Here is a 22,820-nt window from a genome sequence, read left to right as displayed (position 1 = left end):
GGGGCGCTCAGGTCAGCGGCGCGACCGTGAAGTGCCGTACCTCGAGCGGTGCGGTGAGGTACTCCTCCTCGCCCGGCAGCGTGATCGGCTCGTCCCGCCAGTTCTCCCCGGCGTAGTCCACCAGATCCTTCTCACCGCGCCAACGGCTCACGTACAGGAGCGAGGTGGGCGGTGCGAGGAGTACCTCGTGGTCGATCATGCCGGGGTAGCGGTCGGGCCAGTCGCGCACCATGGCGACGATCCAGTCGCGGAAGGCGTCGAAGCGCTCGGGACGTACGCGGGCCTCGCTCACTCTGATGATCACGGCTGTCAGCGTGCCACAGGGCTGGAGTGGTGTCCCTGTTTCGCGTCACAACTCCTAGGCGGGCGCCAGGAGTACGCAGGATTCCGGCGCAAGCGTCAGCACCCCGTCCGCCCCCGGCGCCTCGACCGGCTCCCACGCCGCGAGCACTCGTGAGGCGCCGCCCTGGAGCGGGATCCGCGCCGGTTCCTTGCCGAAGTTGACCGCGATCCGCAGATCGCCGCGGCGCAGCGCCAGCCAGCGGCCCTGCTCGTCGAACGCCGCCCGCAGCGCCGCCAGATCCGGGTCCTCCAGATCGGGCAGCGAACGACGCAGCGCCACCAGCTCCTGGTACCAGGCCAGGACGCGGGCGTGGTGCCCCGTGCTCGGCTCCGACCAGTCGAGGCAGGACCGCTCGCGGGTCGCCGGGTCCTGCGGGTCCGGCACGTGCTCGATATGCCGCTGCCGCGGCGTGGCCGCCTCCGCCCAGCCGTGGGCCGCGAACTCCCTTCTGCGGCCGGTCCGTACGGCCTCGGCGAGCTCCGGGTCCGTATGGTCCGTGAAGTACTGCCAGGGCGTGGAAGCCGCCCACTCCTCGCCCATGAAGAGCATCGGCGTGAACGGTCCGGTCAGCGTCAGCGCCGCCGCGCAGGCGAGCAGACCGGGGGAGAGGATGTCCGAGAGCCGGTCGCCGAGCGCGCGGTTGCCGATCTGGTCGTGGGTCTGGCTGTAGCCGACCAGGCGGAAGGCCGGGACGCGGGCGCGGTCCAGGGGCCGGCCGTGGGCGCGGCCGCGGAAGGAGGAGTACGTGCCGTCGTGGAAGAAGCCGGACGTGAGCGTCTTGGCGAGCGCGGCGAGCGGAGCTTCGGCGAAGTCGGCGTAGTAGCCCTGGGATTCACCGGTCAGGGTGCAGTGCAGGGCGTGGTGGAAGTCGTCGTTCCACTGCGCGTGGAGCCCGAGCCCGCCCTCGCCGCGCGGGGTGATCAGGCGTGGATCGCAGAGGTCGGACTCGGCGATCAGGAACAGGGGGCGGTCAAGCTCGGCGGCCAACTCGTCGACCGCCGTGGACAGTTCTTCGAGGAAGGGCAGCGCGCGGGAGTCGTGCAGGGCGTGCACCGCGTCCAGGCGCAGACCGTCGAGCCGGTAGTCGCGCAGCCAGGCGAGCGCGCTCTGAAGGAAGTACGCGCGGACCTCGTCCGAGCCCGGGGCGTCCAGGTTGACCGCCGCCCCCCACGGGGTGTGGTGGGTCTCCGTGAAGTACGGGCCGTAGGCGGGCAGATGGTTGCCGGACGGGCCGAGGTGGTTGTGCACCACGTCGAGGACCACACCGAGGCCCAGCTCATGCGCCGCGTCGACAAAGCGCTTCAGCGCCTCGGGGCCGCCGTAGGGCTCATGCACCGCCCATGGCGCGACCCCGTCGTAACCCCAGCCGTGCCTGCCGGGGAACGAGCACAGCGGCATCAGCTGGACATGCGTGATCCCGAGCCGCTTGAGGTGGCCGAGCCGGGCGGCCGCCGCGTCGAGGGTGCCCTCGCGGGTGTACGTGCCGGTGTGCAGCTCGTAGAGCACGGCGTCGCGCATCGCGAGTCCGGGCCAGTCATGGCGCCAGGTGTACGCGGTGGGGTCGACGACCGCGCTCAGGCCGTCCGGACCGTCGGGCAGACGGCGCGAGCGCGGGTCGGGAAGTAGCGGCCCGCCGTCGAGGGAGAATCCGTAGCGGTCGCCGTCGGACGCCTCGGACTCGGTGATCCACCAGCCCGCCCGGGTCGGATCCGGGTCCAACGCCCGCTCGACGCCCTTGAGTTGCAGTGTCACCTGCTGGGCATCGGGTGCCCACACCTCGAACAGCACGGACGATTCCCCCTCGTCGTCGTACGCCTCGTATGTCGCGCGGGACCATCGTGCTGCACAAATGATCGTGATGCCGGGGGTTTTCGCGGGTCCGGCACACAACGTCCAAAAGCGCGCGCCGGACCCGCCCCACGGCCTCACACGAGGTTGATCCGCTTCTGCACCACCGGGTACCCCACCTTGGCGAAATGAGCGGCCATCGGGAAGTTCCCCTCGTCGGTGGCCCCCACGACGACCGTCGCGCCCTTGTCGACCAGGAAGTGGGTGCACTCGGCCAGCAGATCGAAGGCGTACCCGTGCCCGCGCTGCTCGGGCAGGACGCCGATGAACCCGGCCGCGAAACCGGACGGGATACGGACCGGCAGATGCATCCCGACCAGCTCGCCCTCGGCGTCGTACGCGAGCTGCGGCCAGGCCTCGGGGCACCAGCGGATGTAGTCCACCTCCTCCTGCGCCGCCTTGTCGAGATCGTGCTCGGCGGCCGAGCGCAGCGCATGGGCGTCAAGCGTCGCCGAGTGGATACGGCGCAGGACGCCGAAGAGCACGGCGTCGTCGCGCTCCTCGCGGAACGTCAGCCGGTCCGGACGCGGCGGCAGACCGCACTCCGTGGTCCACCGGTAGTGGTAGCGCTCCACGAGCATCTTCATGCCGGCGGCCTCGGCCGCCGCGATCCGCGCCTGCCCCGCGGCGAGCGTCTCGGGGCGCTCGCGCCAGTCGGGCGGGAGCATCAGCTCGTACTCGACGTCGAAGGGCGCACGGCGCAGCAGTTCGGTGCCCGCGTCCTGCTCGCCTTCGGCGAAGTCGAACCAGTTGAGCAGGACCGGTGTCCCGTTGCCCTCGGCTCCCCACCAGGCCGCGCGGGCCACGACGCGGTCGTCGCGCAGGGCCACATAGGTCCAGTCGGGGCGGTAGTCGCCGCCCTCGGCGAACGTGGCGTACTCGATGCCCGCGATGGCGCGGCCCACCAGGCCGGGATCGTCAAGGGTGTCGAACAAAGCGGCGTCGCTCTCGGTGAGCGCGCGGATGACCAGCTCGGTCATGGATTTCCTTCCGGAGGTGATGGATCTGATCGCTCACCCTCCCGGCCGGACGCGGTCCTTCAGGACCGGGACGCTGTGCGGTCGCGGCGGGAGCGGCGGGCGGAGCTCGCATACATCGCGTACGTCATCGCACTCGCCTCCCTTCCTTGATCCGTGGCGTCGGTACGAGACTAAGCTCGCCATACGTGCTCTGTCCACGGGTTTGGGCAGGGCGCACGGCAGGCCCGCTGAACTGGCCCTTGGATCAGCGGTTTTCTGGACACCCACGGCGCGCTGGCCGACAATCACGTACGTGACGTCCTCCTTCGAGTTCCCGACCTATCCCGCACGGGTGTCGGACGCCGAGCGTGACGAGGTGCTTGCCGCACTGCGCGACGGCGTGGCCCAGGGGAGGCTTTCGCACGACACCTTCGTGCGCCGGATGGAGCTCGCGCTGGTGGCGCGCCGCCCCCATGAACTGGCCCGGCTCACCGCCGATCTGCCCACCGCCGAGGGCGGCCGGATGGTCAACGCCCTGACGGGCGCGATCGGTGCCGTCTCCGCGTTCACCGTGCGGGTGCGCCGCGCATGGGAGGCCGAACGGCTGCCGAAGCTGCTGCTTCCGCTGCCCGGGCCCTTCCCGCTGCGGATCGGCCGGGATCCCGCCAACGGGCTGCGGCTCAGCCACGAGACGGTCTCGCGCAGCCATGCCGAACTGGTCCTCCAGGGCGGTATCTGGGTCCTGCGCGACCTCGGCTCGACCAACGGGACCTCCGTCAACGGGCGCCGCGTCGTGGGCGCGACGGTGGTGCGCGAGGGCGATCACATCGCGTTCGGGTCGATGCGGTTCCGGCTCTCGGCGCAGTAGGGCGCGAGAGGCCAACCGGCGCAGTAGGGCGCGAGAGGGCCAACCGGCGCACACCAAACCCTTTCTGCGGCTCCCGTTCGAGTGAGTGGGGGTGATCGCGAGGGTCCCGTGTGCCGATGCATGCCCCATGACGATCATGAAGACCGCAAGCAAGGGCCTGTTCGCGGCGGTGGCCGCGGGCGCACTCCTCGTCGGCGGCGCGGGCGGCGCCTCGGCGGCCACCGGCGCCGACCACGACACCGAGCGCCGGGCCACGGCCCGTGCACTGCCGGGCAACTGGATGTACCTCGGCGTGATGGAGGGCGACGGCGCCTTCGGCGATCTGCAGGGCCGCCTCCTTCGCTGCCCGCCCGGCAAGGGCAACGGCCACCCGAACGCGGGCGCCGCCTGCCGCGCGCTGACCAAGGCCAAGGGCGAGATCGGCAGCATCAAGCCGCAGAACGTCGCCTGCCCGATGATCTACAAGCCGGTCACGGCCGTCGCGTACGGCATGTGGGACGGCACCCGCCGTATCTACGCCAAGAGCTTCTCCAACGACTGCGTGATGGGCGCGGCGACCGGCAAGGTCTTCCAGCTCGCCGAGTAACTCCCGGACACGACCGAGCGGGCTGTACGGATGCGTACAGCCCGCTTTCGTATGCCTCGGCACAGGTCTTACGCAGCATCCGCGGCCACCCGCGCGTACTGCGCCGCGGTGAGTACGGTGCGCGCCTGGTGCTCGACCTGGTGCTCGAGCGGCACCCACCGTGCGCGGAACGCCGTCGCGAACTCCTCGCACCAGCGCGTCACCAGGTGGTCGAGCTCCGGCGCCGTGGGATCGCCGGCCGCCTTCAGGACCCTCAGGAGCATCGCGGCGGCCCGCAGCGGAAGGCGCCGGCCGAAGGCGTCGATGCTGGAGACATACGTCATGGTGGCGTCTGCGGGCGGCGGAAGCAGCCAGTCGTCGGCCAGGCCCGGCACCAGGTCGAGCGCCCAGCGGGTGGCGCGCAGCAGCGGCGCCAGCGGGTGGGGCGGCTCCAGCGGACCGCCGGCATCGGTGTGGGCGGCCGCGTACCGCTCGGCCGTCCTGGCCCGGGACAGCACCTGTTCCACCTGGGCGGCCTGGGCCCGCAGCCGCCGCGACACATGCTGCAGGGCCGCCCCCGGATCGGGGTGGGCATGCGTGTCGTCGACGAGATCGCTGGCCCACATGGGCACTTCGACGATCGCGGTGAGCCCGCCGTAGCGGTGGGCGTGGTACCAGGTGGAGCGGGTCACGTCCTCCGGCAGGCTGGGGAAGGGCACGTCGGACCCGGGCTGGGGCATCACATGCACCCCGGGGCCGGTGACCGGCCAGCCCGCCGCGTCCGAGGTCCCGGTCTCGATCGGGATGTGCAGCTGCGCGGCGGACTTCGCGAACGGCTCGGCGAGACCCGGTATCTCCCGGGTCAACTGCACCCAGGTGCCGCCCAGATCGGTGCCGTGCAGCGACACCTGCAGATACGGCTGCAGCTCGTCGATCAGCCGCAGCAAGGTGCGCGCCTCGGGCGGCAGCCGGTCCGGCGGGAGCACCGACGGCGCCCACTCGGGCTGCTCGGGCCCGGCCGGCCGGAAGAAGTGCCGGTGGTAGTCGAGCAGCGAGGCCGGTGTGAGGGAACGGTGCAGACTCGCCCCGTCCGGGTCGGCGCAGAGCAGGAAGTGCCAGGAGGTGTGGGTGCGCAACCTGGGGTCCGCGGCGACCTGACGCGCCAAGTGCAGCGCCGTGGGACCGCCGACCGGTTCGTTGGAGTGCGCGCCCGCCACCACGAGCACGGTACGGGTCGCGTGGCCCACCGAGAGCAGGTGCAGCGGGCGTCCGGCCCGCGAGGTGCCGACGCGGCGCAGTCGGCACAGCCAGGGCTGCTCGGCCACCAACACCCGGGCGGACAGGACGAGTTCATTGACGCTGGGGTAGTGCTGTTCCGTCAGGTGACTCACCCCCGTTGTGGGCCTGTCCGGCGGAGCAGGCCTGCTGTCAGGCCACCGTGCACCAGGCCCGATCCGCCGGACGGGCCCTGGTCCGCCCGGCGCACGCACCCGCAGTACCCCATGTGCCGACCCTGCTGTCAAGGTGGCCGAGAACCGTCCGGGGCACCGCCTGCCTACTGCTGATGCAGACCGCGTCCGGCAAGGGTGAGGAAGACTTCGCCGACCGCTTCGGAGAGGGTCGGATGGGCGTGGATGTGCCGGGCCACATCGGCGGGTTCGGCGTCCCAGCCGACGATCAGCTGGCTCTCCGCGATCATCTCCGAGACATGCGGTCCGACCAGGTGGACACCGAGCACCTGCCCGCCGCCCTGGACGGCCACGACCTTCACCATGCCGCCCTGCCCGTGCACCATGCCCTTGGCCACGGCCGTCAACGGCAGGGTGTTCACCTCGACTTCGTGCCCGCGCGCCCGCGCCTCGGCCTCACCGAGCCCGACCGAGGCGGTCTGCGGTGCGGAGTACGTGACCTGGGGGACGGCGGCGTAGTCGACGGGCCGGGACGGCAGACCGGCCAGTGTCTCGGCGACCAGGAGCCCCTCGGCGAACGAGGCGTGCGCGAGGCCGAGCGAAGGCGGCGGCAGCAGATCGCCGACGACATGGATGCCGGGAACGGACGTCTCGAGCCGGTCCCAGTCGGCGGGCGCGACGAAGCCGCGCTCGTCGGTGACCAGGCCGGCGGCCGCCAGGTTCAGCCCGTCGGTGACCGGCATCCGGCCCACGGCTACCAGGAGCCGTTCGGCCTCCAGAGTGCGCAGCTCACCCCGGGCGGTGCGGACGGTTGCGCGTACCCCGTCGTCGAGGACCGTGGCGCCCTCCAGGCGCGCGCCGGTCTGCACATCGATGCCGCGCTTCTTCAGGCCGCGCGTCAAGTGCCGGCTGACATCGGCGTCTTCCAGCGGTACGAGCCGGTCGGCCGCCTCGATCAGGGTGACCTCGGCGCCCATGGAGCGGTGGAACGAGGCGTACTCGACGCCGATCGCACCCCCGCCGAGGATCAGCACCGACTGCGGCAGCCCGGGCGCGAACAGCGCGTCGTCGCTGGTCACCACGCGCCGCCCGTCCGGCTCGAGACCCGGCAGCGTACGCGGCCGCGAACCGGTCGCCAGGACGACGCCGCGGCGCGCGGTGTACGTCCGGCCGCCGGCGCGCACGGTGCGCGGACCGGTCAACTCGGCGCTCGCCCGCACCACATGGACCCCTCCATGGCCGAGGTGGGCCTCGACGCCCTTGTGGTTGCGGGACACGATGTCGTCCCTGGTCGCCGTGAGCGCCGCCCAGTCCACCGACTCGAGGCTCGCCTTGACGCCCCAGCGCTCCCGCGCCTCCGCGATGCCGTCGACGAGCTCGGCGGCGTGCAGCATCGCCTTGCTGGGGATGCAGCCGCGGTGCAGACAGGTGCCGCCGACCTTGTCGCGTTCGGCGAGGATCACGCTGAGGCCGAGGTGCGCGGCGCGCAGTGCGGTGGAGTAGCCGCCGGTGCCGCCGCCGATGACGATGACGTCCGCTTCCTGGGGTGCCGCCGTCGTGCCCTGGGGTGATTCCGTCGCGGTGTTCATGATCCGTAGCCTGCTGCCGGGGCTTGATCCGCGTCCAAGGCAATGTTCTTGTGGGGTCCATGCACGGTGCTTATGGGGAGGGCCGGCGGTGCTTCGCGGGGGTGGTCGGCGATGAGTCTTCGGCAGATGGAGTACTTCCTGACGGTGGTGGAGGAGTCGTCCTTCACCCGCGCCGCCGAGCTCCTGCACGTCACCCAGCCCGCGCTCTCGCACCAGATCAAGGCCCTGGAGAAGTCGGTGGGCGGTGCGCTCCTGGAGCGGATGACGCGTGGCGTGGGCCTGACCCCGATGGGCCGGGCGTTCCTGCCGCACGCCGAACTCGCCGTCCGCAGCGCCGCCCAGGCCCAGCGCGCCGCCCGGGCGGCGGCCGGTGCTGAGGGCGGTGAGCTGCACATTGCCGCGCTGCACGCCGTCGCGGTCGGTCTGCTGCCCGAGGTCTTCGCCCGCTGGAGCCGCGCCCACCCCGGCGTACGGCTGCTCCTGCACGAGTACGGCACGACGGAGCAGCTGGAGGAGCAGGTCGAACGGGGCGTCGCCGACCTCGCGATCGGCCCACGGCCCGCCCACTGGACCGGCGCCGTCACGGGTGTCGGCGAGGAGGAGATCGTCCTCGCCGTGCCCTTCGACGACCTTCCCCAAGCTCTCAACTTCGTTCGAGCAGGGGAGGCCCCATCCGCCGGCCGCACCCAGGTCGAGCTCGGTGAACTGGCCGAACTCGCCTGGGTGCGATGCGCGATGGAACCGGTCGTCCACGGACGGCGCTTCCTCGACTGGGCCTGCGGACAGGCCGGCTTCTCCCCTCGTACCGCCGTATGGACCGAGCACACCTCGACGGCCGTGCGGATGGCCGCGGCCGGCGTCGGGATCGCGGCGGCGCCCGCCCATGTCGTACGGGGAGCGGTGGGCGAGGACTGTGCGGTCCTGTCCGTGGAGCCGGCGTGGCGGCGTGAACTGACCGTGTTCACACGGTCGGAGCCGGCCGGGGTGCTCGGTGCGTTCGTCCGGACGGTGACCGAGGTGCTCGCCGTCCACGCCCGATGAGAGGCGCCCGCCGACACATCTGTCACGGGCGGGGTACGAGAAGCGCCACCCCCCACGGCCCGGCCACGTCCGCCACCCGTACGCACCCTTCGTGCACCCGCTCGTCGGACGCGAGCGCGTCCACGTACCGTCCGGGCGGCAGGGTCAGTGTGGTGTCGCGCCAGCCGCCCGCCTCCTTCAGGCGCAGCGAAAGCCGGGTCGTGACCGTGATGGCCGTCGAGGCGATCCCGGTGCGCGCGAAGGCCACGCAGTGCTCGGCCGCCGGGCCTTCGGCGGTGAGCGGCACATAGCCGGCGAACTCTCCGTAACAGTCGGCGAGTTCACGCCTCAGCCGCAGGGCCGTCATGGTGAGGAAGAGCTTCTTCCGGTCGAGGTCCCAGCGCTCCCGCTCCTCGGCCAGCCCCTTGAAGCGGGCCTCCTGGAACGCCACCGGCCGCCGGTTGTCCGGGTCGACCAGCGCCAGGTACTGGTGCTCCGTGCCCTGATACAGATCCGGCACCCCGGGCATCGTCAGATGGAGCAGGGCCGCGGAGAGCACGTTCGTGCAGCCGTGGTCCGACAGCGGGCCGGCGAACTCCGCGACCCTGTATGCCGCGGGCCCGCTCGGCCCGGCGTCCATGAACTCCTCGACGGCCGCTTCGTACACCGGATCGGGCTCCGTCCAGGACGTGAAGAGACCCGCCTCCCGTGCGTGCTTGAGCAGGACGGTCCGCATCCGCTCAGCGTGCGGGAACTCGATCCCGAGGAGCGTCTGCCAGGCGGCCCACGCCAGTTGCGCGTCGGGCGCGGGCGCCGCGTCGGCCATCGCGGTGACGGTGGCCAGCAACTCGGCCCAGCGGTCCGGGCATTCGGACAGCAGGGCGATGAAGAGACGTACATCGGCGCTGCGTTTGGTGTCGTGCGTGGAGAGCGTGGTGCCGCCCGTCGGCCAGTCGCGCTGCATCCGCGTACAGAAGGCGTGGAACTCGGCAGGACCGATCGCCGGCCGCCCCGGATCGCCCCCGACCTCCGCCGCGGAGAGCAGCGGGGTGTGGCGGTAGCAGGCCGTGTCCTCGACGGCCTTCGCGCGCAGCGCCGAAGCGGTCTGCGCGAACCGTGTGCGCAGCTCCGTGTGCGCGGCGTCGCCGGCCGGATCGAGCAGTAACTCCCGTACGCAGTCCACCGCATCGGACTCCTCGGGCACGGTGAACGCGGTGCGCGCCTCGGCCGCCGCCTCGTCGGTGAGTACCCTGCGTACCGACTCACCGGTCCCGTACGGACGGTAGACCGGCATCCGCACCAGGAGCTCGCGCAGCGCGGTGCGCAGCGCCCACGGCGCGTGGTCGCGCTGCCCGGGCGCGGTCGCGCAGCGCTGCACCGCGCGCACCAGACGGTCGACCTCGGCGGCCAGTTCATGCGTGACCACCTTGTACGCGGCCCGGCGCACCGTCGCCTCCCAGTGCCCGCCGCGGTCGGCGGGTGCGTCGGTGAACCGCCGGTACTGGCCCAGGAGTTCACCGGCACCCGCGGGGTCCACGAACAGCCCGTCCACATGCCGCAGCGCGTCATAGCCGGTCGTGCCCGCGACCGGCCAGCCCGCCTCCAGGTGCTCACCGTCCGCGAGGATCTTCTCCACGACCGTCCAGCGTCCGCCCGTCGCCTCGTGCAGCCGCCGCAGATACGCCCCGGGGTCCGCGAGCCCGTCGGGATGGTCCACGCGCAGCCCCTCCGCGACGCCCTCGGCGAGCAGCTGGAGCAGTTTGCCGTGGGTGGCGTCGAAGACCTCCGGGTCCTCGACCCGCACCCCGATGAGATCGGAGATCGTGAAGAAGCGGCGGTAGTTGAGCTCCGTGCGGGCGAGCCGCCACCACGCGAGCCGGTACCACTGCGCATCGAGCAGCTCGGGCAGCGGCCGGTTCTCGGTGCCTTCCCTGAGCGGGAACTCCAGGTCGTGGTAGCGCAGGACGTCACCGTCCACCCGTAAGTCCGCGAGCTCCTGTCCGACCCGGCCGCCGAGCACGGGCAGCAGCACCTGACCGCCGCCCGCCTGCCAATCGATGTCGAACCAGCGGGCGTACGGCGACTGCGGACCGTCCTTGAGGACCTCCCACAGCGCGCGATTGTGGCGGGCGGACGCGGCCATGTGGTTGGGCACGATGTCCAGGACCAGGCCGAGGCCCTTCGCCCGCGCGGTCGCCGACAAGGCCCGCAGCCCGTCCTCGCCGCCCAGTTCCTCCCGTACCCGGGAAGGGTCCGTCACGTCATAGCCGTGCAGCGATCCCGGCACGGCCTCGAGCACCGGCGACAGATGCAGATGCGAGACACCGAGCCGCGCCAGATACGGCACGGCGGCCTCGGCGGCGGCGAACGGGAAGTCGGGGGTCAGCTGAAGCCGGTACGTGGCGGAAGGAGCGGCGGACGAGGTTCCGGCGGAAGCGGCGAACGGCACGGTCGTCATGCGAACGTACGTACCCTGCTGCGCGGCTTTTGTGTCATCGGCTCATGCGCGCGCTTCGGCCGGCGTGGCTAGCGTCGGACGATGACCAAGGGGAGTTGGGGTTCAGAAGGGACATTCGGTGCTTATCGCCAGGTGATCGGGCTGACCGGAGCGCTGCTCCCGGCCGTCTCGTTCCTCGGGCGACTCCCCACCGCGACCATCCAGATGGGCAGCGTGCTGCTCGTCGCCGAGACCAGCGGCTCGCTCGGCACCGCCGGCGCCGTCGGCTGCGCCCTCGCGCTCGGCCAGGTGGCCATGGGCCCCTGCCTCGGGCGGCTCGCCGACCGGCGCGGACAGCGGCCCGTGGTGCTGCTCTTCGCACTGGTCAACGCCCTCGCGATCGCCGTGTTCACGCTGGCCGCGCTGTCCGGCCTGCCGACCGGTGCGCTGATCGCGCTCGGTGTGCTCGCGGGCGCCACCCAGCCCGGGATCGGACCCCTTGCCCGCTCCCGCATCGTGGCGCTCGCGCGCGGCCGGGGCGCGGACGACCGGCTCGTCGACACGGCGCTCTCGCTGGAGGGCACGATGGACGAGCTGTCCTTCGTGCTCGGCCCCGCGCTCGTCGGCATCGCGGCCGTCGCCGGCCATCCCGCGTACGCCTTCGCCGTGGCGGCGCTCCTGGTGGCCGGGTGCGGGACGGCCTTCGCGCTGCATCCCTCGGCTCGCGCGGTGCCTTTGGCCCTACGGAGCACGGCCGCCCGGCCGCGACGCCGGATGCCTCCGTCGGTCCACGTCGTCCGCGCCGGCCTCGTCTTCCTCGGCATCCTGCTCGGCGCCTGCGGAGCCGGAATCACCGCGCTCACCCAGGAGTTGGGACACGAGGGCCAGGCGGGCCTGGTCTACGCCGCGATGGGCGTGATGAGCGCCGTGGTCGGCCTGTCCATGGCCGCGCTGCCCGCCCGCTTCGGACTGCGGCTGCGCTGGCGCATCGCCACCGCCGCCGCGGCCGTCCTCTCGCTGCCGCTGATCTGGACCGGGTCCATGACCGCGCTGTACCTCGTGGTCACGGTCTTCGGCGCGATCTACGCACCGAACCTGATCACCGGATTCGGACTGACCGAGCGCGCCGTGCCCAAGGAGCGGCTCTCCGAGGGCATGACCTTCGCGGTCAGCGCCTTCGTCGGCGGGCAGGCGGTCACGCTCGCCGTCGCGGGACGGCTCGCCGAGGCGTACGGGGCGCACGTGGCGTTCGCCGTCGGGAGCGCGGCCGCCGCGTGCGCCTTCCTGGTCTCCCTCGCGGTGCGGGAGCCCTCCGGTGCGGACGTACAGGAGCAGGATCTCAAGCCGGCCGCTGCAGCACCGTGAGACTGCGGTCGGCGAGCAGGAGCCGGTCACCGGCCCGCACCTTCGGGCCGTCCTCGCCCGGCACCCCGTCCTCGGTGGATGTGTCGAGCACGACCTGCCACTGCCGTCCGTGGTTGAGCGGCACCACGAACTCGACCGGCTCCGGGGCTGCGTTGAACATCAGCAGGAACGAGTCGTCCTGGATGCGCTCACCGCGCGCGCCCGGCTCGGAGATCGCGTTGCCGTTGAGGAACACCGACAGGGCGCGGGCGTGCGAACGGTCCCAGTCGCGCTGACGCATCACCTCGCCCGCCGGGGTGAACCAGGCGATATCCGTCAACTCGCCCTGCGAGCCGGTCGGTTCCTCCACGGTGCGGCCGTGGAAGAAGCGCCGCCTGCGGAACACCGGATGCTCGCGCCTGAGCCGCGCGACCGCCCGCGTGAACGCCAGCAGGGCATCGTCGTCGTCCTGCGGCCACTGCACCCAGGCCAGCTCGCTGTCCTGGCAGTACGCGTTGTTGTTGCCGTGCTGGGTGCGGGCGAACTCGTCGCCGTGACTGAGCATCGGCACGCCCTGCGAGAGCAGCAGCGTGGCGATGAAGTTCCGCAGCTGCCGGCCGCGCAGCGCGAGCACCTCGGGATCGTCGGTCTCGCCCTCGACGCCGCAGTTCCAGGAGCGGTTGTGGCTCTCGCCGTCGTTGTTGTCCTCGCCGTTGTCCTCGTTGTGCTTCTCGTTGTACGCGACCAGATCATGCAGCGTGAAACCGTCATGGCAGGTCACGAAGTTGATCGAGGCCAGGGGCCGGCGCCCGTCGTCCTGATAGAGGTCCGAGGAACCCGTCAGGCGCGAGGCGAACTCGGCGAGCGTCTGCGGCTCACCGCGCCACAAGTCCCGTACGGTGTCGCGGTACTTGCCGTTCCACTCGGTCCACAGCGGCGGGAAGTTCCCCACCTGGTAACCGCCCTCGCCCACATCCCAGGGCTCGGCGATCAGCTTCACCTGACTGACCACCGGGTCCTGCTGCACCAGATCGAAGAACGACGAAAGCCGGTCCACCTCGTGGAACTGCCGCGCAAGCGTCGCCGCGAGATCGAAGCGGAACCCGTCCACATGCATCTCGGTCACCCAGTACCGCAGCGAGTCCATGATCAGCTGCAGGACGTGCGGCGACCGCATGAGCAGCGAGTTTCCGGTGCCGGTCGTGTCCATGTAGTACTGCGGATCATCGGTGAGCCGGTAGTACGAGGTGTTGTCCAGGCCACGGAACGAGAGTGTCGGACCCAGATGATTGCCCTCGGCCGTGTGGTTGTAGACCACATCGAGGATCACCTCGATCCCCGCCTCGTGCAGTGCCCGCACCGCGGACTTGAACTCCAGGACCTGCTGCCCGCGATCGCCCCAGGAGGCGTACGCGTTGTGCGGGGCGAAGAAGCCGATCGTGTTGTAGCCCCAGTAGTTGTTCAGGCCCATGTCGACCAGACGGTGGTCGTTGACGAACTGATGCACCGGCATCAACTCGAGCGCCGTGACGCCCAGTTCGGTGAGATGCTCGATCACCGCCGGATGCGTGAGCGCCGCATACGTGCCGCGGTCCTCTTCCGGAACCGCCGGATGCAGCATCGTCAGGCCCTTCACATGGGCCTCGTAGATCACCGTCTGGTGGTACTCGGTACGCGGCGGCCGGTCGTCGCCCCAGTCGAAGTACGGGTTCACCACCACCGAACTCATCATGTGCGGCGCCGAGTCCAGATCATTGCGCCGCTCGGGGTCGTCGAAGTGGTAGCCGTACACCGCCTCGCCCCACTCGATATGGCCGCTGATCGCCCGCGCGTACGGATCGAGCAGCAGCTTCGCCGAGTTGCAGCGCTGCCCCTGCTCGGGTGCGTACGCGCCATGCGCACGGAACCCGTAGCGCTGACCGGGCATGATCCCGGGCAGATACGCATGCCGCACAAAGGCATCGGTCTCCCGCAGCTCCACCGCGGTCTCCGAGCCGTCGTCGTGCAGCAGACAGAGCTCGATGCGGTCGGCGGTCTCCGAGAAGACCGCGAAATTGGTCCCGGCGCCGTCGTACGTGGCGCCGAGCGGATACGCCGTTCCAGGCCAGACCTGCATGGGTCGAATCTTCCACTTCCGGCCGTGAGGCCTGAGGCGACTTCGGGAAGAGTTCCCCCATAGTGAGGCAACCACCCCTCGATTCGCCCCGTCCTACAGGCCGACCACACATACTCGGAATGTCTGCACCCGCAAAGGGGACAGGGGCAGGCAGTTGAGGACATAGGGGGAACAGTGCGCACACTCATGCACCGCCACCTTGGCAAGGTGGTGGCCGGTGCGGCCGTCGCGGTCACGGGGACCGCGGTGATGGTCGGCATCACGCTGCCGGGGACCGCGGAGGCGGGGGCGGGCAGAGCCGCAAGAGCGGGACAGCAGAAGGAAGTTGCCGCGCTGCCGCCCGCGCAGGTCGAGGAAGCTCCCGAGGAGGGCGACAAGGGCGTCGGGCGTGATCCGCTCACCGACGGCGAACTGCGGCGGGCCGAACAGATCGCCTCGGGTGCGGCCCAGCTGACCGGGGGCCGCGATGTCGAGGGGGGCCGCGGCGTCGAGCATCTCGCCACCAATCTCGGCGAGTTGAGCCCCGACGAGTCGGCCGGGGCCTCGGTGCCGCGTCGCGCCGAGCTCACGTACTACGACTACAAGACCGACGCGCTCATCACCAAGACCGTCGATCTGGCGGCCGGCGAGGTCGTGGCCACGGACACGCAGAAGGGTGTCCAGGCGCCGGCGAGCCGCGAGGAGAACCGCGAGGCGGTCGAGCTGCTCCTGAAGAGCCCGCTCTCGGCGGACCTCAAGAAGGACTACAAGGACGCGACCGGGAAGGCCCTGACCGAGGCCGGCCAACTGCAGGTGCACAGCATGATCTTCCGCTCCGCCGCCGAGGCCCCCGCGCCGGGTGCGCTGGGGGAGTGCGGCAGGCACCGCTGCGTACGCCTCTTCCCGAAGGTGGTCAACGGGCCCTGGATCGACGCCCGTGACCTGATCGTCGACCTGAGCTCGCGCTCGGTGGGCCGCCTTTCCTGACGCCGTGGCCGTAACTCCGGCTCCTTGAGCGCCTGTTGCGCCGGAGCCGTGGAGCCACCCCCCACTTCTGTACGAGGGAGCACTTCACCATGCACGTGAACAGAGCACGCCGCGCGCGTAGCCGGTTCGCCGCCCTGAGCGCCGCCGCCGTCCTCGGCGGCACGGCCCTGGCGGCGGGACCCGCCAACGCCGCGGCGCCCGAGAACCCCGCGGCCGGCGCAACCGCCGCCGCCCCCGCGGCCCCCGCACCGGCCGCCGACTGCAGCGCCGCGTACCGCATCGAGCAGACCCTGTCCGGCGGCACCACCTGGCGGATGTGCTGGCACTACGAGACCGCGGCGGGCCTTGTCCTCGACAAGATCTCGTACCAGCCCAAGGGCGAGGCGGCCCCGATCCCGGTCCTCACCACCGCCAAGCTCGCTCAGATCCATGTCCCCTACGACGACGGCTCGGTGGAGTACGACGACCTCACGGGCGCCGGCTTCGGGCAGGGCCTGATGCCGATGAATCCGGGGGAGTGCCCGGGCGGCACCATCAAGAAGGTGAAGGTCCCCGAGGCCTGGAACCCCGAGCAGGCCAATGTCAACGGCCTCTGCGTCACCACGCGCGCCCGGGGCCACGCCTACCGGATGAGCGAGGTCCAGGAGAACGGCTCGGTCAAGATCCGCCAGACCCAGGGCAAGGACCTGCTCGTGTACGCGGTGAACCAGGTCGGCTGGTACGAGTACATCACCGAGTGGCGCTTCCAGGACGACGGCACCATCCAGGCCAACGTGGGCGCGACCGGCTCGCTCTCCGCGGGTGACTACGACGCGGGCGACGGCCGGGGCTGGCCCATCGGCAAGGGCGCCAAGGACTATGCGACGAGCCACAGCCACAATGTCTTCTGGCGGCTCAACTTCGGCCTGGACGGCTCACCGAAGGCGAAGGTCGAGCAGTACGACTCGAAGATCAGCCCGCCCGCGCGCGGCGGCTCCGCCCCGAGCAACAAGACCACGCGCACCGACGTGACCAAGGAACTGGCCGCGGACGCCAAGACGATGCGCTGGTGGCGGGTGGTGAGCACGGCCGGCAAGAACAAGGACGGCCATGCCCGTTCGTACGAGATCGTCCCTGGCGCGCAGGCCAAGTACTCAGGGCGGCCGTTCACCAAGCACGACGTGTTCTTCACCAACTACAAGAAGTGCGAACAGTTCGCGAGCGACAACATCCCGAACTGCGGGCCGGGCGGCGGAAAGAGCGTCGACAAGTGGGTCAACGGGCAGACGCTCACCCACCCGATCGTATGGGTCAACATGGGCTTCCATCACGTGGCGCGGGACGAGGACCAGCAGCCGATGCCGGTGCACTGGCAGGGCTTCTCGCTGGCCCCGCGTGATGTGACCGCTATGAATCCGCTCACTCCCGCGGACCTCGCGGACCAGAACGGCCAGCCGGACCAAGGGAGTTGAGAAAAGCAGCCTGTCCATCCTGCTGCACCGCCCGCCGCTCCCGGAGTACCCTTCCTTGATCGTTGAACGGGGTCCGGGCGCTGCTCGGCCCGGAGGCCCGTTTCGTCAACGCGACAGGGCCCCAGGGGGAGCGGAAGGCGGTGCACGGGTGAGCTCGGGAGGTCTTGAGCTGCCCCCAGGCGACTCGGGTCGTGATGAGGGAGGCTCCACGGACACCCCGCCCTCAGCGGTGTCCCTGGCGCGACCTGTGGACACGAGCTCCCAGATCGGACCGGAACTGAACTGGGGCGCCGACGCCTGGCGCGAGGTGCGCACCCGCGCACAGCGCGCCGGGCGCGCCTATATCTGGCTGAATCTGGTCGAGCAGCGGCTGCGCGCCGTGGTCGCGGCCGTTCTGCGCCCCATCTACGAACCTGTCCACGGTGACGACTGGGTCGTGGCCGCCGCCGGTCCCGCCGGGCAGGAGTGGGTGCAGCGGGCGGTCGCCGTACGGGAAGTGAGCCGCCGCAAGGGCTACTTGCTGGACCCGGCCGACGACAACGTGCTGAGTTTCCTTACGCTGCCGCAGCTGCGCGAGCTGATGGTGCAGCACTGGCCCTGCTTCGAGCCGTACTTCGACGACCGGCGCGATGTGGAGCTCGCCCTGGACGAGCTGGAGGTCACGCGCAATGTGGTCTCCCGCAACCGCGCGCTGTCGGAGACGGTGCTCGCGCAGGCCGAGCGGGCTTCCTCGCGGTTGCTGGAGATATTGGGCGGTGACGCGGAGGTGCCGTCCGCACGCCGGCTCCCTGTGGACGCGGTGGAGGACATCGTCGGAGACCGGTATGCGGATGTGGTGGGCGTGCATTCGGACCGGGTCCGTCTCCTACGGCAGTTTCCGGCGGAGGATCTCTTCGGCGGTGCCCGTCGCCTCGACGCGATCGGCATAGGGCTCAATCTCCTGGTGCAGAACTTCTCGGGGCGCCGGCTGCTGCGGCTCGCGGAAGCGGGCGGCCGGGTGCGGCTGCTCTTCCTGAACCCGGCGAGCAGCGCGGTGAAGCGGCGGGAGCGGGAACTGGGCCTGAAGCGGGGTGAGTTGAGCCGATCGGTCGAGATGAACATTTTGCATATGCGACGGGTGCGCGCACGACTGCGCGATCCCGGCGCCTTCCAGATCCATGTCTTCGACGAGACCCCCCGCTTCACCGCGTACATGGTCGACGGGGACGGGGCGGACGGGGTCGCGGTGATCCAGTCCTATCTGCGCCGCGCGCGCGGCATGGAGGCGCCCGTCCTGGTGCTGCGCAGCGGCTCCCGGGTGGTCAAGGCGGACGAGGCCCGGGGCGGGGAGCACGGTCTCTTCGAGACGTACCGGGAAGAGTTCGAGTCGGTGTGGGCGGATTCCCGGCCGGTGTCGTGAGCTCCGGGTGCTGTGATTCCCGGGCGGTGTCGTGAATTCCGGACGCTGCGATCCCCGGCCGGTGTCGTGCGCTCCGGGTGCCGAGATCCCCGGGGCCCCGCGGGCCCGCACCCCGGAGCGGACCCCGGGCGGACCTCGTTGTCAGTGCCGCATGCGATCGTGTGACCACATGGGGGAACCGCAACGAAGGAGGCGCCACGCATGGGCTGGCACCAGGAGCTGCTGATCGGCTTCGACCTCGAGACCACGGGCACGGACCCGCGCGAGGCGCGCATCGTGACCGGCGCGCTGATCGAGGTCAGGGGTGGGAAGCCGATAGGGCGCAGGGAGTGGCTCGCCGATCCGGGCGTGCCGATCCCCGCCGAGGCGGTCGCGGTGCACGGCATCAGCAATGAGCGCGCGGCGTCCGAAGGCCGGCCGGCCGCGGAGGTCGCGGATCAGCTGGCCCGGGCCCTGGCGGGGTACTGGGACGCGGGCGTCCCGGTCGTGGCGTACAACGCGACCTTCGATCTGACCCTGCTCGCCGCCGAGTTGCGGCGCCACGGCCTGCCCTCGCTGCGGGAGCGTCTGGGCGGGCGCGAGCCGGCACCGGTCATCGACCCGTACATCATCGACCGCACAGCTGATCGCTATCGCAAAGGCAAGCGCAATCTGGAGGCGGTCTGCACCGAGTACGGGATCGTGCTCGACGACGCGCACAATGCGACGGCCGACGCCCTCGCCGCGGCCCGCCTCGCGGGCGCGATAGCCGACCGCTATCCGAAGATCGCCACCCTCGGCCCGGCCGCGCTGCACCGTCAGCAGATCGCCTGGTACGCGGAGTGGGCGGCGGACTTCCAGGAGTTCCTGCGGGCGAAGGGGGACGCGTCGGCGGTGGTGGAGGCGAGCTGGCCGTTGAGGGAGCTCGACATCAACTCCGGCGTGTGAAGCCTTCGGTTGAAGGGTCCGGGTGAAGCCCTCGGTCCGGGTGAAGCCCTCGGTCCGGGGAGCGGAGGGCAGAGGCGGGGCCCGGGGAGCGGGCTCGTCGGTGGTATAGACCTTGCTTCAGGGGTGGGCTCAAGGTCAACATGAGCGGTGCCGAGGCTCGGTAGGAGCCGTGTCGATCGCTTGTCTTGGGGTGGGGCGTGGGATCCGTGGGTCGTGCTGGGCCGAAGAGCGTGCCGAGCGGCGCCGTACGGCGTGCGGGTGGTGGTCCGAGATGACGGAGACGGTCCGGGCGGCGTACGCGACGAGCGAACCGCCGCCTCACGCACCGCCGTTGTGGACCCGCAACTTCACCCTCTACTTCACCGCCCGCATCGCCTCGCTGCTCGGTGACGCGATGCTGCCCGTCGCGCTGTCGGTGGCGATGCTGGCCCTCGGGTACGGCGTGAGCGCGGTCGGGTATGCGCTGGGCGCCTGGATGGGGGCGTTCGCGCTGTTCGTCGTGTTCGGCGGGGTGCTCGCGGACCGGATCCACCCGCGGCCGCTGATGATCGGGGCGGACGCGGTGCGCTGCGCCCTGATCGGCGCGATGGCCCTGGCCTTCGCCTCGGGGCGGCCCGGACTGTGGTTCCTGATCGGTGCGACGGCGCTCGGCGGTCTGGCCACCGCGATGTTCCAGCCGGGCGTGAACGGCCTTGTCCCGCAGGTCGCCGTCGACGCGCAGCAGGCCAACGGGGTGCTCCGCGTGGCACAGGGCATCTCGACCATGGCGGGGCCCGCGCTCGCGGGACTCCTTGCGGCCTTCTCCCCGGTGTGGGCGTTCGCGGTGACCGCGGGCACGTTCGGGGCGAGCGGTCTGTGCCTGCTCGCGCTGCGGCTCGGGGCGTTCACCGTCGACCGTTCCGCCTCGACCCTGGAGAACCTGCGCGAGGGCTGGCAGGAGTTCCGCTCCCGATCCTGGCTGTGGGCGGTGATCCTCATCTGGTGGGTGCTCGGCGTGTTCGTCTGGGGTCCGGTCACACCGCTCGGCGCGGCCTCGATCACCGGTGAACACGGGAGCGCCGCCTTCGGATACGCCGAGGGCGCGTTCGGCGCCGGATGCGTGCTCGGCGGCCTGGTCGCGATCCGGATGCGCCCCGCGCGGCCGCTGCTCGGCGGGGCGGTGGCGATGTTCCTGTTCCCGCTGATGCCGCTCACCGCGGGGCTCGCCCCGGACATCTCGCTGCCGACGGTGTTCCTCGGCTACGCGCTCAGCGGTGCCGGCTGGGCGTTCTGGGGTGTGCAGTGGGCGACGACCGTGCAGACCCAGGTCCCGGGGGACAAGCTCAACCGGATCTCCGCGTACGAGATCGCGGGGTCGATCCTCGCGGTCCCGCTCGGCCAGGTGGTCTCGGGACCGGCCAGCTCGGTCCTGGGCGTGCACGAACTGCTGCTGCTCGCCGCCCTGATGAGCACCGCGTGCGCGGTGGCACTCGTCGCCACCCGCCCGATCCGGGGGCTGCGACGCGCGGCCCCTGTCCCCGAAACCGTGTAGCCCCCTCGCCCCGTGCGCGGGTGCGCCTTTCTCACCCTCGCGCGGGCCCGTGGCTCAGAACGGATACCACCGCACCGACGGATCCCCGTCCCGCAAGGACGCCACCCGCCGCTCGAACTCCGCCAGCGCCTTCGGGTTGCTGGGCGCGTGCTGCGCGACCCACGCACAGCTCGCCGTCTCCCGCGCACCCCGCAGCACCGCGCACCCGTCCCACTCCCGGACATCCCACCCGTAGACCCCGACGAAGGAGTCGTACGCGGCGGGATCGAGCCCGTACCGGTCGCGGGACAGCGCCATCACCACGAGATCGTGCTCGCGGAAGTCGGACGAGAACGTCTCCAGATCCACGAGTACGGGGCCGTCCGCCGTGACCAGCACATTGCGCGGCAGCGCATCGCCGTGGATCGGGCCCTTGGGCAGATGCGGCGTCAGCTGCCCGACCTCCTCCGAGAAGGCGGCCCGCCGCGCCCGCAGAAACTCCACATCCGCCGGATCGATCGCGTCACCGGCAAGCCGCAGCCAGCGGTTGACCCCGCCGAGCAGCTCACGGCGCGGCAGCACGAAGGACTCCGCGGGAGGGGAGGGCAGTTGATGCACGAGCCGGATCAGCCCGGCGAGATCCGCCGGCTCCGCGGGCCGTACCGACGCGCCGAGCCGGTGCCACACCGTGACCGGATGCCCCTCGAACACACGGGGCTTGGGCTCGGCGGCCCGCACCGCCGGCACACCCGACTCCGCGAGCCACTCGGCGATCTTCACCTCGTGACCGGCCCGTCCGATCAGGCCGGGGGCCGAACGGCCGACCTTGGCGACGAGATCACCGAGTGCGAACACCGCGTTCTCGCCGAGCGAGAGCAGCCGCGCATCCCCGGTGAGCCCCACACCCTCGAGCACCTGACGCGCCCTTGCCTCGTCCATCCGCCGCCTCCGTACGTACCGGTCGCACCTGCCGCGCTGCCGTTCCGTTTTCCGGCCGGCGTCCACGGTCGGGGATCAGTCTTGCATTCGCACACCGCGTAACCCCTGCGAGGTCGCTTGACGTATCAGGTCCACGTCAGCACGATGACGTGGGCCGCCAGGGCGGCCGTACCCCCACGTACCCGCCCGAAGGAGCCGATTCCGTGACATTGGCGACCGCGACGAAGTCGAAGCGGTCAGCGAAGAATGCGCCCTCGCGCAGACCGGCCGACCACGGAGCCTGGTTCCTGGTTCTGCCGGCGCTGATTCCGATTCTGGTCCTGAGCGTCGGGCCGCTGCTCTACGGCATCGCGCTCGCGTTCACCGATTCCCAGTCGGGACGCACCGAACCCACCCAGTGGATCGGGCTTCTCAATTTCCAGGACCTGCTGCACGACACCTTGTTCTGGGACTCGTTCCGCATCGGTCTGCTCTGGGCGGTCGGCGTCACCGTTCCGCAGTTCTTCCTGGCCCTCGGCCTGGCGCTGCTGCTCAACCAGAACCTGCGTTTCCGCTGGCTGGCCCGCGCGCTGGCGATCATTCCATGGGCGATGCCCGAGGTCGTCGTCGGCATCATGTGGCGGCTCGTCTACCACCCCGACGCGGGCGTGCTCAACGAGACGCTCTCCAGCCTGGGTCTGGGCGAAGGCCGTGACTGGCTGACGGGCACGGCGACCGCGCTGTTCGCGGTGATCGTCGTCGGTATCTGGGCGGGCATGCCACAGACCACGGTCGCGCTGCTGGCGGGACTGCAGAACACCCCACGTGAGCTCCATGAAGCGGCGGCGATGGACGGCGCCGGCGCCTGGCGCCGCTTCCGCACGGTCACCTGGCCGGCGATCAAACCGATCGCACTCGCCATCTCGGCGCTCAACTTCATCTGGAACTTCAACTCGTTCGCCCTGGTCTACGTGCTCACCCAGGGCGGCCCCGGCGGCCGCACCCGCCTGCCGATGCTGTTCGCGTACGAACAGGCCTTCCGGTACGGGCAGTTCGGGTACGCCGCGGCGATGGGCTGCGTCATGGTCGCGGTGATCTCGGTGATCCTCGCGTTCTATCTGGTGGGCCGCCTGAAGGGAGGCGACGAGTAG

The 22,820-nt window shown here is 71.1% G+C and carries 18 protein-coding genes; 10 read left to right on the top strand and 8 right to left on the bottom strand.

Translation table 11 applies throughout. The features are described from left to right. Positions 1-7 precede the first annotated feature (7 nt). The 3 genes from G6045_RS04580 to G6045_RS04570 form a co-directional block, all read right to left on the bottom strand. Entirely contained in the window at positions 8-304 is a 297-nt protein-coding gene (locus tag G6045_RS04580; protein ID WP_328707651.1) for an antibiotic biosynthesis monooxygenase, read from the bottom strand. Positions 305-358: 54 nt separating this feature from the next. Continuing rightward, on the bottom strand, positions 359-2,131 hold the full coding sequence (gene treZ, locus G6045_RS04575; RefSeq protein WP_165330482.1) for a malto-oligosyltrehalose trehalohydrolase: 1,773 nt from the start codon (positions 2,129-2,131) through the stop codon (positions 359-361). Between the two features lie 137 nt (positions 2,132-2,268). Continuing rightward, entirely contained in the window at positions 2,269-3,171 is a 903-nt protein-coding gene (locus tag G6045_RS04570) for a GNAT family N-acetyltransferase (RefSeq protein WP_165330481.1), read from the bottom strand. Between the two features lie 292 nt (positions 3,172-3,463). Here G6045_RS04570 and G6045_RS04565 point away from each other — a divergent pair, with 292 nt between their 5' ends. Both G6045_RS04565 and G6045_RS04560 read left to right on the top strand, forming a co-directional pair. Then, positions 3,464-4,018: an FHA domain-containing protein gene (locus tag G6045_RS04565; protein ID WP_165330480.1), complete on the top strand. Its 555-nt coding sequence runs from the start codon at positions 3,464-3,466 to the stop codon at positions 4,016-4,018. Between the two features lie 127 nt (positions 4,019-4,145). Beyond that, on the top strand, positions 4,146-4,604 hold the full coding sequence (locus G6045_RS04560) for an SSI family serine proteinase inhibitor (RefSeq protein ID WP_165330479.1): 459 nt from the start codon (positions 4,146-4,148) through the stop codon (positions 4,602-4,604). Positions 4,605-4,672: 68 nt separating this feature from the next. On the opposite strand, the gene G6045_RS04555 is transcribed toward G6045_RS04560, so the two are convergent. Further along, entirely contained in the window at positions 4,673-5,974 is a 1,302-nt protein-coding gene (locus G6045_RS04555) for a M14 family zinc carboxypeptidase (RefSeq protein ID WP_165330478.1), read from the bottom strand. Between the two features lie 164 nt (positions 5,975-6,138). After that, entirely contained in the window at positions 6,139-7,581 is a 1,443-nt protein-coding gene (gene lpdA / locus G6045_RS04550) for a dihydrolipoyl dehydrogenase (RefSeq protein WP_165330477.1), read from the bottom strand. Between the two features lie 111 nt (positions 7,582-7,692). Between lpdA and G6045_RS04545 the strand changes: the two genes are divergently transcribed. Further along, complete coding sequence (locus tag G6045_RS04545; RefSeq protein ID WP_165330476.1) at positions 7,693-8,622, top strand: LysR family transcriptional regulator; 930 nt, start codon at positions 7,693-7,695, stop codon at positions 8,620-8,622. 22 nt (positions 8,623-8,644) lie between these two features. Here the strand turns inward: G6045_RS04545 and treY are convergent, their stop codons facing one another. After that, the gene (gene treY, locus G6045_RS04540) at positions 8,645-11,059 is read right to left on the bottom strand and encodes a malto-oligosyltrehalose synthase (RefSeq protein ID WP_165330475.1); all 2,415 of its coding nucleotides are present in this window, start codon (positions 11,057-11,059) and stop codon (positions 8,645-8,647) included. 81 nt (positions 11,060-11,140) lie between these two features. On the opposite strand from treY, the gene G6045_RS04535 reads away from it, so the two are divergent. After that, a complete protein-coding gene (locus tag G6045_RS04535) occupies positions 11,141-12,403 on the top strand; it encodes an MFS transporter (RefSeq protein ID WP_165330474.1) in 1,263 nt (420 codons plus the stop codon). Here G6045_RS04535 and glgX read toward each other — a convergent pair. Further along, on the bottom strand, positions 12,378-14,498 hold the full coding sequence (glgX, locus tag G6045_RS04530; protein ID WP_165330473.1) for a glycogen debranching protein GlgX: 2,121 nt from the start codon (positions 14,496-14,498) through the stop codon (positions 12,378-12,380). The genes G6045_RS04535 and glgX overlap by 26 nt on opposite strands. A gap of 186 nt (positions 14,499-14,684) precedes the next feature. Between glgX and G6045_RS04525 the strand changes: the two genes are divergently transcribed. From G6045_RS04525 to G6045_RS04505, 5 genes are all read left to right on the top strand, one after another. Then, complete coding sequence (locus G6045_RS04525; protein WP_206343252.1) at positions 14,685-15,464, top strand: Tat pathway signal sequence domain protein; 780 nt, start codon at positions 14,685-14,687, stop codon at positions 15,462-15,464. Between the two features lie 89 nt (positions 15,465-15,553). Continuing rightward, positions 15,554-16,915, top strand: a complete 1,362-nt coding sequence (locus G6045_RS04520; RefSeq protein ID WP_165330471.1) for a copper amine oxidase — start codon at positions 15,554-15,556, stop codon at positions 16,913-16,915. 148 nt (positions 16,916-17,063) lie between these two features. After that, on the top strand, positions 17,064-18,314 hold the full coding sequence (locus tag G6045_RS04515) for an SAV2148 family HEPN domain-containing protein (RefSeq protein WP_165330470.1): 1,251 nt from the start codon (positions 17,064-17,066) through the stop codon (positions 18,312-18,314). Positions 18,315-18,515: 201 nt separating this feature from the next. Continuing rightward, positions 18,516-19,241 carry a 3'-5' exonuclease gene (locus tag G6045_RS04510; protein WP_165330469.1) on the top strand — a complete coding sequence of 242 codons (726 nt, stop codon included), beginning with the start codon at positions 18,516-18,518 and terminating at the stop codon, positions 19,239-19,241. Between the two features lie 271 nt (positions 19,242-19,512). After that, positions 19,513-20,772: an MFS transporter gene (locus tag G6045_RS04505; RefSeq protein ID WP_165330468.1), complete on the top strand. Its 1,260-nt coding sequence runs from the start codon at positions 19,513-19,515 to the stop codon at positions 20,770-20,772. Positions 20,773-20,826: 54 nt separating this feature from the next. Here G6045_RS04505 and G6045_RS04500 read toward each other — a convergent pair whose 3' ends face one another. Beyond that, positions 20,827-21,690, bottom strand: a complete 864-nt coding sequence (locus tag G6045_RS04500) for a phosphotransferase enzyme family protein (RefSeq protein ID WP_165330467.1) — start codon at positions 21,688-21,690, stop codon at positions 20,827-20,829. Positions 21,691-21,893: 203 nt separating this feature from the next. Here G6045_RS04500 and G6045_RS04495 point away from each other — a divergent pair, with 203 nt between their 5' ends. Then, on the top strand, positions 21,894-22,820 hold the full coding sequence (locus tag G6045_RS04495; RefSeq protein WP_408056296.1) for a carbohydrate ABC transporter permease: 927 nt from the start codon (positions 21,894-21,896) through the stop codon (positions 22,818-22,820).

Source organism: Streptomyces mesophilus (assembly GCF_011044995.1).
In the GTDB taxonomy this organism is placed as follows: domain Bacteria; phylum Actinomycetota; class Actinomycetes; order Streptomycetales; family Streptomycetaceae; genus Streptomyces; species Streptomyces mesophilus.
The sequence above is the reverse complement of the archived record's forward strand: the minus strand, read 5'-3'. Positions and strand labels throughout refer to the sequence as shown.

Excerpts from the sequence above, each read along its gene's own strand:
- G6045_RS04570 (WP_165330481.1), bottom strand. The coding sequence starts at position 3,171 with ATGACCGAGCTGGTCATCCGCGCGCTCACCGAGAGCGACGCCGCTTTG.
- G6045_RS04560 (WP_165330479.1), top strand. The coding sequence starts at position 4,146 with ATGACGATCATGAAGACCGCAAGCAAGGGCCTGTTCGCGGCGGTGGCC.
- lpdA (WP_165330477.1), bottom strand. The coding sequence starts at position 7,581 with ATGAACACCGCGACGGAATCACCCCAGGGCACGACGGCGGCACCCCAG.
- G6045_RS04545 (WP_165330476.1), top strand. The coding sequence starts at position 7,693 with ATGAGTCTTCGGCAGATGGAGTACTTCCTGACGGTGGTGGAGGAGTCG.
- treY (WP_165330475.1), bottom strand. The coding sequence starts at position 11,059 with ATGACGACCGTGCCGTTCGCCGCTTCCGCCGGAACCTCGTCCGCCGCT.
- G6045_RS04535 (WP_165330474.1), top strand. The coding sequence starts at position 11,141 with ATGACCAAGGGGAGTTGGGGTTCAGAAGGGACATTCGGTGCTTATCGC.
- glgX (WP_165330473.1), bottom strand. The coding sequence starts at position 14,498 with ATGCAGGTCTGGCCTGGAACGGCGTATCCGCTCGGCGCCACGTACGAC.
- G6045_RS04525 (WP_206343252.1), top strand. The coding sequence starts at position 14,685 with ATGCACCGCCACCTTGGCAAGGTGGTGGCCGGTGCGGCCGTCGCGGTC.
- G6045_RS04520 (WP_165330471.1), top strand. The coding sequence starts at position 15,554 with ATGCACGTGAACAGAGCACGCCGCGCGCGTAGCCGGTTCGCCGCCCTG.
- G6045_RS04510 (WP_165330469.1), top strand. The coding sequence starts at position 18,516 with ATGGGCTGGCACCAGGAGCTGCTGATCGGCTTCGACCTCGAGACCACG.
- G6045_RS04505 (WP_165330468.1), top strand. The coding sequence starts at position 19,513 with ATGACGGAGACGGTCCGGGCGGCGTACGCGACGAGCGAACCGCCGCCT.
- G6045_RS04500 (WP_165330467.1), bottom strand. The coding sequence starts at position 21,690 with ATGGACGAGGCAAGGGCGCGTCAGGTGCTCGAGGGTGTGGGGCTCACC.